This is a genomic window from Streptomyces sp. NPDC059895 (assembly GCF_042731035.1).
Taxonomy (GTDB): Bacteria; Actinomycetota; Actinomycetes; order Streptomycetales; family Streptomycetaceae; genus Streptomyces.
In genome coordinates this window covers 76,943-90,709 of the sequence record NZ_JBHWKO010000016.1, presented here as the reverse complement: position 1 = coordinate 90,709, position 13,767 = coordinate 76,943, and the positions used below count along the sequence as shown (strand labels likewise).

Here is a 13,767-nt window from a genome sequence, read left to right as displayed (position 1 = left end):
CAGGGGGCGGGGGGGGCGGCGGGGGGGGGGGGGCCGCCGGGCCCCCCCCCCCCCCGCGGCGGGGGGGGGGGCCGCCCGCCCCCGCCGGGGGGGGGGGGCCGGCCCCCCCGCCCGCCACGGCCCTGTTCCACGAGCGGGGCTTCGACGCGACGAGCCTGAGCGACATCGCCGTCCGCCTCGGCATCACCAAGGCCGGGCTGTACCGCCATGTGACGAGCAGGGCCGAGCTGCTGCGCGCGGTCACCGGTCCGGTACGCGCGGAGGTGCAGGCGTTGCTGGCCGCGAACCCGGCCGGGGCCGGCCGGCCCCTCGACGGGCTCACCGGGCTGCTGCGCGGGCTGGCCGGCGCCGTCGCGGCCGACCCGGAACGCCACGCCGTGTTCTGGGGGGTGCACGGCGTGCCGAGCCGGGATCCCCTGGACCACGCGTGCCGCGCGTCCCTGGTCCGGGGACTGGAGGACCTGCTGGAGCGGGCCGTCGCCCGGGGCGACGTGCGTGACGACATCGCGCCCCGGCTCGCCGCCCGGCTGCTCGTCGGCGCGGTAGTCGGCGCGGTCGTCGGAGCCGTCACCGGACCCGTCACCGGACCCGACGGGCTCCGCGACGCGGCGGGCCCGCCGATGTCACCGCGGGCTGTCGACGTCCTGCTCGACGGCCCGGTCCGGTCGCTGACCGGCGGACGGTCCTGAGCACTGCGCGGCGGGTCGGACCGGGGCCGCCGCCCGGGTGAGCGCGGCGCGTACGGCGTCGCGGAGCCACCGGTGCACGGGTTCGGTCTCGTGCCGCGGGTGCCACGCCTGGCAGATGCTGATGGGATCCGTGGCGACCGGAAGGTCGAACAGCTCGATGTTCACCGACTCCCGCGCGCTGGCGGCGAGCGAGCGCGGCATCGCGGTCACGAGGTCACCCGACGGGATCATCAGCAGCGCCTCGCCGTGGTTCGGCACCGAGGCGATCACCTCCCGGCGCAGGCCGAGGGCGTGCAGCGCGGTGTCGATCGGTCCGCTCATCCGGCCCTTGCGGGAGACGCTGACGTGCCGCACCGAGGCGAACGCCTCCGCGGTCACGGCCGTGGAGAGCAGAGGATGTCCGGTTCGCGCCACTCCCACGAACCGGTCCTCGAACAGCGGCTCGATACGCAGTTCGGGGCTGGGTTCGTCGATGATGCCGACCTCGATGTCCACGGTGCCCTCCCGCAGCGGCGCGCTGCCGTGGGTGTTGCCCACCGTGAAGGCGAAGCGGGCGAGCGGCACCTGCGTGCTCGCCCGGTTCAGCAGTGCCGGCGCCAGCACCGCCGCGTACGCCTCGTCCGCGAGGATGGTCAGCGTTCGACTGACCTGCGTGAGGTCCTCCTGGCGGCTCGGGGTCAGGATGGACTCGGCCTCCCACATGAGGGCGCGCACCTTGGGCCGGAGTTCCAGCGCCCTGGGGGTGGGGACCAGACCGCGCCCGGCCCGGACCAGGATGGGATCGCCGAGGGCGCGGCGGATCTTGGCCAGCGCACGGCTCATGGCCGGCGGCGACAGCGCCAGGCGTTCGGCCGCGCCGGTGACGCTCTCCTCCTGCAACAGCGCGTCCAGGGCCGGCAGCAGACGCATGTCCGCGTTCGCCGCGTGGTGGCCGGACAGCTCGTCGGCCCAGTCGTCCTGGTGGCCGGGGCCGTCGACGCCGGTTCCGCTCAATGCTTCTCCCCCGAGGTGTCCTGCTCTTCGTCCCGTGGTCGCAGCCACGTTACGACCAGGAACGCCGCCAGGAGCAGCACCAGCCCCACCACCCGCAACGACTCGGCCATTCCCGTGGTGAACGCCTCGCGCACCTGCGCCGCGAGGCTCGCCGCGGCGGAGCCGGAGTCCTCCGCGCCGCGCAGGGCGGTGCCCAGCGCCTGTCCTCCGGCGGAACCCTCCAGGTGCCGCAGCCCGGCCGGGAGGGCTTCGGTGAACCGGATGTTGAGCAGCGTGCCGAACACGGCGAAACCGAGCGCTCCGCCGATCTCCCGGCTGAAGCTGTTGACGCCGGAGCCGACGCCCGCCTGATGCGCGGGCACGGAGGCGACGATGGCCTGGGACAACGGCGGATTGGACAGTCCCGACCCGATGCCGACCACCACGATGCACCCCGCGTACAGGACGTACGCGGTGCCGGGGCCGCACAGGGAGAACAGCCCCAGCCCGGCCACCACCACGAGCAGCCCGCAGGCGATGACGGGACGGGAGCCGTACCGGTCGGCCAGCCGGGCGGCGCGCGGGGAGACCAGGAAGATCACGACGGCCAGGGGCGCCGTGCCCAGGCCCGCCAGTACGGCCGGATAACCCTTCACGTTCATCAGGTACTGGCCGTTGAGATAGAAGACCGAGTACATCGCGATGAAGGACACGATGATGCCGAGGGTCCCGGCGCGCATTCCGGGACGGCGGAAGACACGGGGGTCGAGCAGAGGGTGCGCACGCCGGAGTTCGTACCGGCAGAAAAGCCCGAGGAACACCGCGCCCGCGCCGAACGCGAGCAGCACGGCGGGGGAGGACCAGCCGAGTTCGGAACCCTCGATGATGCCGAACAGCACACCGAACACGGCGACGACGAGAAGGACGACCCCACCCGCGTCCACGGAATGGTGATGGCGTTCGACGCGCGGCACCGATCGCGCCGCCACGGCGAGTCCGCACGCCGCGAGGGGAGCGGCGACCGCGAACAGAGCCTGCCAGTCGAAGAATTCGAGTACGGCACCGCCCACGATGTTGCCCGCCACACCGCCGCCTCCGCTCAACGCGGTCCACAGTGCGACGGCGTGACCGCGCTTCTCCGGCGGATGGCAATGGACGAGAAGCGGAAGGCTGTTGGGCAGGATCAGGGCGGCGCCCGCGCCGGTCACCGCCCGTGCCACGAGCAGCAGGGCGACGGTCGGGGAGACGGCGGAGGCGAGGGATCCCACCACCATCAGGGCCAGACCGGTGAGCAGGGCGCCCTTACGGCCGTAGCGGTCCCCCAGGGCGCCGCTCGGGATCAGCAGACAGCCGAAGACGATGAGATAGCTGTCGACGATCCACAGGACCTCGGTCGGGGTCGGGTGCAGCGCGCTGGTGGCCAGACGTCCGACCGCGAGATTGACTCCGGCGCCGAGACCGAACACCAGCATGACGCACATGCCGAGCGCGGCGGTGGCCACCCGCGGACCGGGACGGGCGCCGCCCGGCGCGGCGGCTGACCGCCGCGCCGGGCCGGCGGACGGGCCGGCGCTCATGAGACGGTCCGGCCCGACAGGCCGGTGAACGTGGAGAGTTCGAGCCCCTGCCCGTCGGCGATGCCGACCGAGACGTATCCGTTGGCCGGGTCACGGACGTGGTCCAGGTACGGGCGGGCGGCGGCGGCGAACTTCTCGGTGTCGTCCGCGTGCACCAGCGCGCCGGAGCGCAGCCGGGGCTCGGCGGCCCGGACGACGTCGAGATAGAAATCGGCCCACCCGTCCAGATAGAGAAAGTCGATCGGCTCGGAGAACGAGGAGATCACCTCCACCGCTTCACCCGTGACGACCTCGGCGTACTCGGCCACGCCGGCGGATTTCAGATGATCCCGGGCCGCCGCACACTTTCCTTCGTGCAGATCCACGGTGTACAGCTTCCCCGAGCCGTTGTCGCGGAGTGCCGCCGCGATATGGATGGCGGTGAATCCATAGGACGTGCCGAATTCGAAGACGGTCCGCGGACGCATGGCACGGACAGAGGTGTACAGCATCCGGCCGATGGCCGCCGGTGCCGCGTAGTAACCGCCGGCGCATGCGTCCACCAACTCCTCGGGTGTCCACGGGGTACTGCGCCGCCGAATGGTCTCCAGCAGCTTGGGCTGTTCGAAGGCATCCACTCGCTGTTGTTCGGCGGCGATGGCGTCCAGCACCGATCGTGTTTCGGGGAGGAACAGGGAAGAAGGCATTGTGGTCTTTTCTTCCGGATTGCGTGCGAAGTGATCTCTCGGGCTCACGAGGAAGTTTGGAGCGGTCGCTCGGGAAGGCCGAGATTGGGAATTCTGAGAAGCCGAGAATTCGCTGAGATAAGGGGTTGGATGAGTAGGTCGACGCCCGCCAGGAAACAAATTGTGCCGATTCCCAACGGCCCACCCATGAGGTATCCGGAAAACATCAGGGACGCTTCGACGAGTCCCTTTGCCGTCCAGAAAGGCCAACGCCATCTGCTGGTCATGGTGAGGGCAAGAACGTCGATGGCCCGAATGCCGAAGCCGCTCATGATGATGAGTGCCGACCCGTACGCGCACAGCAGTACCGCCGTCGCCAGCACTCCGGCGGAGGGAATCGGCACGGCGTGTGCCGGATCGGCCCAGCGGAGCAGATCGATGACGCTGCCGCAGAGGAAAAAGGTGAACAAGGGGGCCAGCAGGGGCCTCTCCCGGGTCCAGGCCGCGACGACGACCAGGCAGATCACCGCCACCAGGGTCTGTGAGACGCCCACGGTGACGGGCAGGTGTTCCATCAGACCGAGGGAGAACACGTCGAGCGGGTCGGTGCCCAGGTCGGAATGGATGAAGAGATAGGCGCCGCAGGAGAAGACGAGGCAGCCGGCCAGATAAAGTAAATGATTGTTTCGCCGTTCTCGTTCGACGAGCATCGGCGCACCTCCCCGAGGGGGTCGACGAATGGTGTGGTGGGACGGGTGCGGGCGCTCCCGTTCCCGGTACTCACTCTAGGAGCCCGACGACGCCTATTCCAGTGCAATAAATGCAATGTGCAGTTACTTCAAATGGAATCTTTACCTCCGGGTGGCTGCCATGATCAGGTAAAGTTCAATGGGCAACTTTTACGTGTGAAGTAACCCACGTTTAATCTTTGCATTCGGTCTCGCCCATATACTGTTTTCGCAACGGGTAATCGTTGACGATGCGGCGGCGTGGGCGACGGAGCTCGCGTACACATCCTCGATGAGTGACGACCATGCATAACAGGGGGAAGCACATGTCTCGCGCATCCCGTCCGGCATCAGAGGGAATAGGTTCCACTCTGGATTCCGAGCAAGCGGCGCCCGTCCACGTGACGGCGAGGGCGGCTTCGGCCCTCACGCCTCGTGAGCGCCAGGTCCTGAACGGAATCAAGGAAGGGAACAGCAACAGGATGGTGGCCAGGCTGCTCGGCATCTCCGAGCGCACGGTCAAAGTCCATCTGCACTCGATCTTCATCAAACTGGGTGCGGCGTCACGCACCGAAGCCGTCATCGAGGGAATAAGGAGCGGCTGCATCAACCTGCACTGACCACGGTATGAGGGGCCCCCGGCGAAAAGCGCCGGGGGCCCCTCATACCGTGGTGGGCCACATGCTTGTCGACACGTCGTCAGGTTCTCCGGCTCGTTGTCAGGTTCTCCGGCTCGTCGTCAGGACGCTTCGGCCGACATCTCGCGAGCGAGGGTGAGCACGAGCCGGGACGTGCTCTCCACCAGTTCCTTGTCGATGGGCGCACCGAACACGAGCACCCGGTAGTACAGCGGCCCGAGCAGCAGATCCACGAGGTGGTCGAGGTCCCGGTCGTCGACGACGAGGATCCCGTCGCGCGCGAGGAGATCGCGCAGACCGGCCCCGTCGCGTTCCCGCTGCTCCCGGAGGAACCCGTCCCGCAGCGACGCGGCCGTGTCGCCGTCCAGCTGTGCGTGACCGAGGAGGGCGTGCAACACCTGGCCGGCCGGTTCCGAGAAGAAGTCGGCCACCCGCTGGAGATGGGAGGTGAGGGCCTCCTCGGCGGCGCCGCTTTCGTCCGCGTGCCATTCCAGGGCCTCGCGGGCGTCGTCGGTGAGGGTGTCGAGGAGGATGTCGACCTTCGACTTCCACCAGCGGTAGATCGTCTGCTTGGCCACGCCCGCGCGCTGCGCGATGCCCTCGATGGTCAGGGCGGCGAATCCCCGCTCGACCAGGAGGTCGTCCGCCGCGTGCAGCACCGCGAGCCGGACGCTCTCACTGCGGCGTGGTCCGGTGCGGCTGATGACCGTGGTCTTCTCGCAGGCCGCCTGTGGTTTCCGCGTGGCGCTGATGGTTCCGTCAACCCTTCGTATCGTGTCCGTCGCTGTGATTCTGGCACAGCCGGTCCGCCGTGGACCGGTCGGCGGCTGACCCCGCTCAAGCGGTTTTCCTGCCGGTCCGTACCAGGCTGAGCAGGACACCGAGGGAGAGCGCGGCGACCACCGCGCTGAACGTCTCGCCGGCGGGGCGGAGGCTGGTCTCGCGGATCAGGACCCCCACGCCGATCGCGGGCACCGCCAGCATCGAGTAGAGGATGGCGAAGAAGGTGGAGACCGACGCGCCGCGGTGCTGGGGGGCGCTGCGCGTGGTGATGCCGCCGATGCCGTGACCGACGGCGACACCCGTCGCCAGTCCGTTGACCGTGGCCCCGACGAGCAGGGGAGCCAGGGTGCTGGTGGCCATCGCGGTGGCGATCAGACCGGCCGCGACGATCAGGCCGACGCAGGCCGCGGGCAGGGCGGTGCCGGGCTTGAGAGCACGGACGAGCAGCTGGCCGAAGGCGGTGCAGGCGAAGGCGATGAAGACCACGAGACCGGTCAGCGAATGGCTGGACTCGTGCAGCACCGTGCCCAGGAACAGGCCGGTCACCGCCGTCAGGACGCCGAGGACGGCGAAGCCCGCGCCGGCCGCCATCGCGGAGCGCAGGAAGTCCGACCGGATCTCGCCCGGGATGTGCAGTGGCTGGGGCTGGAGGGAGAAGCCGGACCGGTGGGCGGAACTCTCGCCGTTCACGAGGACGCCGAGGGCGGCCACGGCGGACAGGACGAGCATGACGATCCAGGGGGTCCGCAGCGGGGACGGCCCGACGTCCGCCAGGATGCCCGCCAGCAGCGTGCCGCACGCGAGGCCGCCCATGTTCGCGAACAGCGCGATGGTGGCGGGCTTGACGCGGCTGTGCTGCCCGAGCCGCTCGGCGAGGGAGGCCGTGGCGGCGCCGGTCACGAGGGCCGCGGAGAAACCGGAGACGACCCGGGCGACCAGCATGGCCGCGACATTCTCGGCCAGCAGGAAGATCACCGCGGCGCCCACGGAGAGCAGGGTGGCCGCGACCAGCACGGGCCGGCGCCCCACCTGGTCCGAGAGCCGGCCGAAGACCAGCAGCCCCAGGACGACGCCCAGCGCGTAGACGGCGAAGACCACGGTCACGGTGAAGGGCGTGAAGCCGAACTCGTCGCCGTACAGCGGGTAGAGCGGGGTGGGCGCCGTGGTGCCCGCCATGGTGGTCCAGAAGGCGAACGCCACGCTGAACACGGCGAGGCCGGTGCCAGGTGCCCTTTCTGGCACGCCGGTCCGGTCGACGGCGCCGACGGTCGAGTTACCCACTGAAGTGGCCTCTCGTGAGTGATGGAGTGTGCGGGAAGCAGCGGTGAGGAAGTCCATGACAAGACTTACCGTTGCGTCTACTCCCGAGACTAGACTAGTCGTCGCGTCTATTCAATGGGCGGGTCGACCGAGCGGTGGCGGGCGGCGGCGGGTCCGCCCCTCGTGGCGCGGCTGGCCGTCTGGTGATGGAACGGCCCTTGACCTGCAAAAATGCAGGTGGTGAGCCTGTCGTCAGGAGGGTCCCTGCGGTGCGGGCAATGTTCCAGAGGAAAATGCCAAAGCCCTTACCCCGGCCCTGCACTTTCCGTAGTCTCGGGATCACGCTTCCGGTGCGGCCGCGCGGGGATGAGTGGTCCGGCACGCGCCGAAGTCCCCTTCCCCGCCGCGTGATGGCGAAAGGAGACCGGTCATGGCTGTCGAGGCCGAGGTCCTCAACGAACTGCACCGGCTGCGTGCGCGCATGCCCCGGCTCACCGGGGCGCTCGCGGCCAGCGTCGACGGCCTGGTCCTCGCCCAGGACATGCCCGGCGTCCAGCCGGAGGGCCTCGCGGCGCTCACCGCGGCCGCCCTCGGCGTCGGCTACCGCATGGTGGACCTCACGGACCGCGGGGAGTTCCGCGAACTGCTCGTACGCGGCGCGGGCGGATACGTCGCCACCTACGCGGCCGGCCCCGCCGCCGTCCTCACCCTCCTCGCCGACGACCGGGCCAACGTCGGCCGGCTGCACCTGGAGGGGCGGCGCAGCGGCGCCCGCATCGCCGAGCTGATGGCGGCGCACCGGGCCGCCCCGGACGACGCCTCCCGGCCCCTCCTGCCCCGCCCGTCCTCCCCGGCCCCGCCCGTGCCCCAGGGGCGTGCCCTGGGAGCCCTGCCGGTGCGCATCCCCCGCCAGTTCCGCCCGCTCGGGGGCCCGGAACACGACGTCTGACCTTGGATCCGGCGCTCCCGGGCCCGTCCGTCGGTGACGGAGCGGGGGTCAGGTCACCGGCGTTCTGCCGGACACGTCACGTCGGCGGGCGCGGGCGCTCATCTCCCGCCGCCCTCCATCTCCGTACGACCGCGCCGCTGCCCGTGCCCGACGCGTCCCCGCCGGTGGCCGGCGGGCCGTTCCGGTCCGGTGCCGCCTCCCGCGCCGGACGCACCGGGCGCGCTGAATCCACCGGGGACGAGACGCGGTGGGGCGACGGTGGGAACGGCGGCCGTGGTGGGCGCGGCGGCCGTGGTGGGCGCGGCGGCCATGGTGGGCGTGGCGGGGGTGGTGGGCGTGGCGGGGGTGGTGGCGGGCTCGGGGGGTGACGGGCGGGTGACCGCCTCCTGCCGTGCCTCCGGTGGGTCCGCCGCCCTGGAGGGCGGCGCCGCGCGGCCCAGCACCCGGGTGTGCGGCATCAACGCGGCGCAGGCGGCGCACACTTCGCTCAGGGTCCACACCTGGCCGACGGCCGGGTCGTGGCGCAGCACCAGGACGACCGCGCCCGCGCAGGCGATCCGGATGCCCTCGTGGGACGCGCACCGCTGGCGACGGCACCAGCAGGCGGCGTCGGACCGCACCGAGGCCGCCCTGGCGTGAGCGGCGGCATGCGCCTCGGCGAAGCGGCGCAAGGCCGAGAGGTCGCGTGAGCGCGGCGGCATGGTGCACGCCGAGGAGCAGGTGACCGAGGCGGTACGGTCCCGGTGACCGACCACGCGGATCGTCCAGCAGCGCCCGGGACGACGGGCTGACGGGGCGTCAGGGTACATGAGAGCCAAGACCACATGTCCTTAGGGAGAGGCGGGACGGGGGAAAGGGCACTCCGGGCTGATTCCGGCACGGCGCACCGGAAGTGACCTCGTTCACAGCATGCCCGTGGCCCCGCGGACCATTCGCGCGGTGCTCCCTCTGGCCGACAGACCGCCGTCACCGGGGCCAACAGCGCATGAACGGCGCCCGCACACTCCGGGCGCGCACGCCCTCCGCGCGTCGGTCCCCGGTACCACCGGAGCCGGGGCACGGGTCCCGTGACGACAGGGTGCGCGTCGCGCCGCGGCCTCAAGAGGCTCAAGCCCCCGCGCCCCCTCCCGGGAGGCCCGGGCGCCGGCCCGCACCCGGAAAAGGCCGAGGGCCCGGAGGCGTGTCACCGCCTCCGGGCCCTCGTACCGTCGTGCTTACGCGCCGCTCTCGCGGAGCATGTCCTCACGCTCGACGATCTTCACACGCTCCCGGCCCTGCGGCTCGCCCAGCGCCTTCTCCGCGGCGTCCAGCTTGTACCAGCCCTCCCACGTGGTGAAGCGGACCTCGCGCTCGGCGAGGAACGCGTCCACGGCCTGCGGGTCGGGCGAGGACGGCGTGTGCAGACGGCCGTTGGCGTAGTCGTCCAGCAGGTTCGACACCGTCTCGTTGGCGTCGCCCTTGGTGTGGCCGATCAGACCGACCGGACCGCGCCGGATCCAGCCCGTGACGTACGTCGACTGGAGGTGGCCGCCGCTCTCCTCGATGACGCGGCCGCCCTCGTCCGGGACGGTGCCCGAGTCGATGTCCCAGGGCAGCTTGGGCAGCTTCTCGGACAGGTAGCCGACCGCGCGGTAGATCGCGGTGACGTCCCAGTCCTTGAACTCGCCGGTGCCCTTGACGTTGCCGGTGCCGTCGAGGGCGGTGCGCTCGGTGCGCAGGCCGACGACCTTGCCGTCCTCGCCGAGGATCTCCGAGGGAGACTCGAAGAAGTGCAGGAACAGCTTGTGCGGGCGGTCGCCGACGTCGCGGATCGCCCAGTTCTCCAGCGTCTTGGCGACCATGTCGGCCTGCTTGTTGCCGCGCCGGGTCGCGATCGAGCCGTCGTCGTAGTCGATGTCCTCGGGGTCGACGATGACCTCGATGTTGGGGGAGTGGTCCAGCTCCCGCAGCTCCATCGGGGAGAACTTCGCCTGCGCCGGGCCGCGGCGGCCGAAGACGTGGATCTCCAGCGCCTTGTTGGCCTTCAGGCCCTCGTAGACGTTCGGCGGGATCTCCGTCGGCAGCAGCTCGTCCGCGGTCTTGGCGAGGACGCGGGCCACGTCCAGGGCGACGTTGCCGACGCCGAGGACGGCGACCTTCTCGGCCTCCAGCGGCCAGGTGCGCGGCACGTCCGGGTGGCCGTCGTACCAGGACACGAAGTCGGCGGCGCCGTAGGAGCCGTCCAGCTCGATGCCCGGGATCGACAGCTCGCGGTCGGCCATCGCGCCGGTCGAGAAGACGACGGCGTCGTAGAAGGCGCGCAGGTCGTCCAGGTTGAGGTCGGTCGGGTAGTCGACGTTGCCGAACAGGCGGATCTGCGGCTTGTCGAGGACCTGGTGCAGGGCGGTGATGATGCCCTTGATCCGGGGGTGGTCGGGGGCCACGCCGTAACGGATCAGGCCGAACGGGGCCGGCATGCGCTCGAAGAGGTCGATGGACACACCGGGGTCGGCGGCCACATCGGACTTGAGCAGCGCGTCGGCGGCGTAGATCCCGGCGGGGCCGGCTCCGACAATGGCTACCCGCAGGGGGCGGGGCATGATTGAGGTTCCCTTCGAGCGGCGACAGATCGACTCGACGGGAAGCCTAAACTAAGGCAAACCTAACTCGGTACGGGGGTCCAGTCTATGAGCTCATAAGCGTGATTTATGAGTGGGTGGGCGTTCTTGGTGAGACGCCCGGCCAGGGCTCTGAGCAGGCGTTTCGCGGGCCGCGCCCCCAGCCCCCCACCCCCCCGCCTCCCAGGCCACCCCGCCGGCCGCTCACCCAGGGAGTGGGCGGGTGAGCAGCAGGGCGATGTCGTCGGGGCGGTCCACGGCCTGCCGGGCCGTCGCGGTCAGCCGGCCGGCGATGTCCGCCAGGGGCCGCTCCGCCGGGGCGCCGGCCGCGGCCAGGGCGGTGCGCAGCGCGGTGATGCCCTCGTCGATGTCGTGGCCGGGCCGTTCGACCAGCCCGTCCGTGTACAGCGCGAGGACCGAGCCCGGCTCCAGGCACAGCTCCGCGACCGGGTAGTGGGCGTGTCCGTCGACCCCGAGCACGACCCCGCCCGGCAGCTCCACCTCCTCGGTACGTCCGTCGGGGTGACGCAGCAGCGGCGGCAGGTGCCCGGCGTTGACCACCCGGGCCACGCCGGTCGCCGGGTCCAGGCGGACGTAGCAGCAGCTGGCGAACAGGCCGGGGTCGAGGTCGATGAGCAGGTGGTTCGTACCGGCCATGACCTCTCTGGGGGGCCGGTCGCCGAGCGCGAACGCCCGCACCGCGCTGCGCAGCTGGCCCATGGTCGCCGCGGCCTGCACACCGTGCCCCTGGACGTCTCCTATGACCAGGGCCAGGCCGTCCCCGGCCTCCACGACGTCGTACCAGTCGCCGCCCACCTCCATGCCCTCGGTGCCGGGCAGGTAGTGGCCGGCGGTCTCCACGCGCGCGTGCCGCGACAGCCGCCGGGGGAGGAGAGCCCGCTGGAGGCCGCGGGCGAGGGCGGCCTCGGTGTCGTAGCGCTGGGCCTTCTCCATCGCGTGGGCGATCAGGCCGGCCAGCGCGGTCAGCACCGTGCGCTCCTCGGAGCCGAAGCTGCGCGGCCGGTCGAAGCCGAGGATGCACGAGCCGACCGGGCGGCCGGAGGCGATCAGCGGCAGGAAGGCGCGGGCGCCCTCGGTCGCGTCCAGCGCGAGGCCCGGGTAGGCGGCCGCGAGCTGCTGCATCGAGTCGAAGAAGAGCGGACGGCCGGTGGTGAGCGTCTCCACGCCGGGCATCCGCTCGTCCAGGCCCACGCCCTCGAACGGTTCCAGGAAGCCCTTGGGGAAGCCGGTCTCCCACGCCAGGTACAGGTGTCGGTCCTGGAGCAGGTAGATGGCCAGCCGGCGGCCGCCGAACGCGGGCATCAGCTCCTGCACGACCACCGCCGACACCTGGCGGGCGGTCACCGCCTCCGTCAGCGCGATGGCCAGGACGATCGGGCGGTACAGCGGGGCGGTGGACGCCGCGTCGTCCGGGGCGGGGGGCCCGGTCGGTGTGTCGGGTGCCGCGTCAGCCGCCGGGTCGGGTGCCGCGTCAGCCGCCGGGTCGGGTGCCGCGGCGGCCGCCGGGTCTGGCGCCAGGTCGTCCGCCGGGGCGTCCTCCGTGTGCGGCGCGGGCCGGCCGGGGGCGTGGGTCACGCGGTGGGCGGGCACGGCGGTGCAGGTGAGGAGGTCCGGGCCGGGGTGGACGGCCATGCTCAGCCAGTCGCCCTCGTAGGAGCGCGGTACGGATCCCGGGCCGCCGGCGCCGGGCCCCGGCCGGCGGACGTGGAAGTGCACCGGCTCCGGCGACAGCAGGGCGCCGCGCAGATGGTCCTCGTAGTCGGGCCGGTTCAGCCAGGGCAGCGCCTCCCACAGCGGCCGGCCGAGCAGCCGCGAGCGCTCCGCGCCCAGCAGGTGGGCCGCGCGGGGATTGGCGTAGACGACCAGGCCGAGCCGGTCCAGGCAGAACACCCCCTCCGGCAACAGATCGGCGGCTCCGTCCGCGAGGGCGCCGGGCCCCTGGTCGAGGAGGACACCGGTGACCGGGGCCGACGCGGCCGTACCGGGCACCCACAGCTCCAGCAGGCGCAGCCCCCCGTCCGCGGTGCGGATGCGGACCGGACGGGGCGGCGGCCTCCCCTGGGCGGTCTCGCGCAGCAGGGCGGGGAGCCGGCGGGCGTCCGTGACGTCGACGGCCCGGGTCAGCGCCTCCAGCGTGTGCGGCCGTTCCCCGGGGGAGAGCCCGAGCAGGGCCCGGGCGGGGTCGTCGGCGGTGACGGCGCCGGTCGCCGGGTCCCACGCCAGATGCCCGACCCGGCCGGGCGGCGGCCCCGCGGGCGGGGGACGGACACACAGCGGGTCGGCGTCCCAGGTGACGCCCCCGCCCGCCGCCTCGTGCCGCAGCAGCGCTGCCGCGAGGCCGCCCGCCACCCGCTTCAGCCGCTCGCGCGGCTCCAGCACCTCCCAGACGTCGGCGGTCGCGGCCCCGAGCACGGTCAGCACCCCGAAGGCCCGCCCGTCGGCCGCGACGGGCACGTTGAACGAGCTGAACTGGAAGGGCAGTCCGGCCGCGAACTGCGGGTAGCGGCGCATGGTCTCGGCGGCGTTCGCCAGGACCACCGGAACGCCCAGGCGGTGCGCGTCGCCCACCGGGAACGGCCGGTCCACGTGCACCCCCCACCAGGGCCGGAACAGCGGCCCCGGCAGCCCCGCGAGCACCGCGAGCCGCAACAGGCCGGGCGTACGGGAGCAGAGGTACACGCCCCCGGTACGGCCACCCGCCGCACGCACCGCGTCCGCCGTGGCCCCGGCCAGTGTCCCGGTCACATCCCGCTCGTCCTCGGCGCTCCCAGTCATCGGTCCCACCTCGTCCGTGCGCCGCCCGACGGGCGACACAGCAAGAATGCGCCACACCGGCTGCAGTGCGCATCCGCGCGGCGCCCGCATGCCACCCGCATGCCATCCCCGGG

Annotated in this window: 13 protein-coding genes; 4 read left to right on the top strand and 9 right to left on the bottom strand. The window is 72.1% G+C overall.

Annotated features, from left to right (window positions below; translation table 11 throughout):
• The first annotated feature begins 122 nt into the window (after positions 1-122).
• Positions 123-689, top strand: coding sequence for a TetR/AcrR family transcriptional regulator (locus tag ACFV9M_RS20210; RefSeq protein ID WP_385102499.1), 567 nt, complete (start codon positions 123-125; stop codon positions 687-689).
• Here the strand turns inward: ACFV9M_RS20210 and ACFV9M_RS20205 are convergent.
• The 4 genes from ACFV9M_RS20205 to ACFV9M_RS20190 are packed head-to-tail and all read right to left on the bottom strand — an operon-like array spanning position 624 to position 4,613.
• A complete protein-coding gene (locus ACFV9M_RS20205) occupies positions 624-1,682 on the bottom strand; it encodes a LysR family transcriptional regulator (RefSeq protein ID WP_385079670.1) in 1,059 nt (352 codons plus the stop codon). The two genes, ACFV9M_RS20210 and ACFV9M_RS20205, sit on opposite strands and share 66 nt — an antisense overlap.
• Complete coding sequence (locus tag ACFV9M_RS20200) at positions 1,679-3,238, bottom strand: MFS transporter (protein WP_385079667.1); 1,560 nt, start codon at positions 3,236-3,238, stop codon at positions 1,679-1,681. The genes ACFV9M_RS20205 and ACFV9M_RS20200 overlap by 4 nt, the downstream gene beginning before the upstream one ends.
• Positions 3,235-3,972 (bottom strand): O-methyltransferase, encoded by a 738-nt coding sequence (locus ACFV9M_RS20195; RefSeq protein WP_385079665.1) that lies wholly within the window; start codon positions 3,970-3,972, stop codon positions 3,235-3,237. The genes ACFV9M_RS20200 and ACFV9M_RS20195 overlap by 4 nt, the downstream gene beginning before the upstream one ends.
• Complete coding sequence (locus ACFV9M_RS20190) at positions 3,969-4,613, bottom strand: YitT family protein (RefSeq protein ID WP_385079662.1); 645 nt, start codon at positions 4,611-4,613, stop codon at positions 3,969-3,971. Before ACFV9M_RS20190 ends, ACFV9M_RS20195 begins: the two co-directional genes overlap by 4 nt.
• Before the next feature lie 323 nt (positions 4,614-4,936).
• Here ACFV9M_RS20190 and ACFV9M_RS20185 point away from each other — a divergent pair, with 323 nt between their 5' ends.
• The gene (locus ACFV9M_RS20185; RefSeq protein ID WP_385079674.1) at positions 4,937-5,251 is read left to right on the top strand and encodes a response regulator transcription factor; all 315 of its coding nucleotides are present in this window, start codon (positions 4,937-4,939) and stop codon (positions 5,249-5,251) included.
• Between the two features lie 119 nt (positions 5,252-5,370).
• Here ACFV9M_RS20185 and ACFV9M_RS20180 read toward each other — a convergent pair whose 3' ends face one another.
• Complete coding sequence (locus ACFV9M_RS20180) at positions 5,371-5,928, bottom strand: TetR/AcrR family transcriptional regulator (RefSeq protein ID WP_385069599.1); 558 nt, start codon at positions 5,926-5,928, stop codon at positions 5,371-5,373.
• A gap of 43 nt (positions 5,929-5,971) precedes the next feature.
• Here ACFV9M_RS20180 and ACFV9M_RS20175 point away from each other — a divergent pair, with 43 nt between their 5' ends.
• Complete coding sequence (locus ACFV9M_RS20175) at positions 5,972-6,100, top strand: hypothetical protein (RefSeq protein WP_385069601.1); 129 nt, start codon at positions 5,972-5,974, stop codon at positions 6,098-6,100.
• 6 nt (positions 6,101-6,106) lie between these two features.
• Here the strand turns inward: ACFV9M_RS20175 and ACFV9M_RS20170 are convergent, their stop codons facing one another.
• The gene (locus ACFV9M_RS20170) at positions 6,107-7,333 is read right to left on the bottom strand and encodes an MFS transporter (RefSeq protein ID WP_385069603.1); all 1,227 of its coding nucleotides are present in this window, start codon (positions 7,331-7,333) and stop codon (positions 6,107-6,109) included.
• A gap of 409 nt (positions 7,334-7,742) precedes the next feature.
• Between ACFV9M_RS20170 and ACFV9M_RS20165 the strand changes: the two genes are divergently transcribed.
• Positions 7,743-8,261, top strand: a complete 519-nt coding sequence (locus tag ACFV9M_RS20165) for a roadblock/LC7 domain-containing protein (protein WP_385069605.1) — start codon at positions 7,743-7,745, stop codon at positions 8,259-8,261.
• A 98-nt stretch (positions 8,262-8,359) separates the two neighbouring features.
• Here the strand turns inward: ACFV9M_RS20165 and ACFV9M_RS20160 are convergent, their stop codons facing one another.
• The 3 genes from ACFV9M_RS20160 to ACFV9M_RS20150 form a co-directional block, all read right to left on the bottom strand.
• Positions 8,360-9,016, bottom strand: a complete 657-nt coding sequence (locus ACFV9M_RS20160; RefSeq protein WP_385069607.1) for a hypothetical protein — start codon at positions 9,014-9,016, stop codon at positions 8,360-8,362.
• A gap of 459 nt (positions 9,017-9,475) precedes the next feature.
• The gene (locus tag ACFV9M_RS20155; RefSeq protein ID WP_385069609.1) at positions 9,476-10,840 is read right to left on the bottom strand and encodes an FAD-dependent oxidoreductase; all 1,365 of its coding nucleotides are present in this window, start codon (positions 10,838-10,840) and stop codon (positions 9,476-9,478) included.
• Between the two features lie 222 nt (positions 10,841-11,062).
• A complete protein-coding gene (locus tag ACFV9M_RS20150) occupies positions 11,063-13,654 on the bottom strand; it encodes a SpoIIE family protein phosphatase (protein WP_385069611.1) in 2,592 nt (863 codons plus the stop codon).
• Positions 13,655-13,767 lie beyond the last annotated feature (113 nt).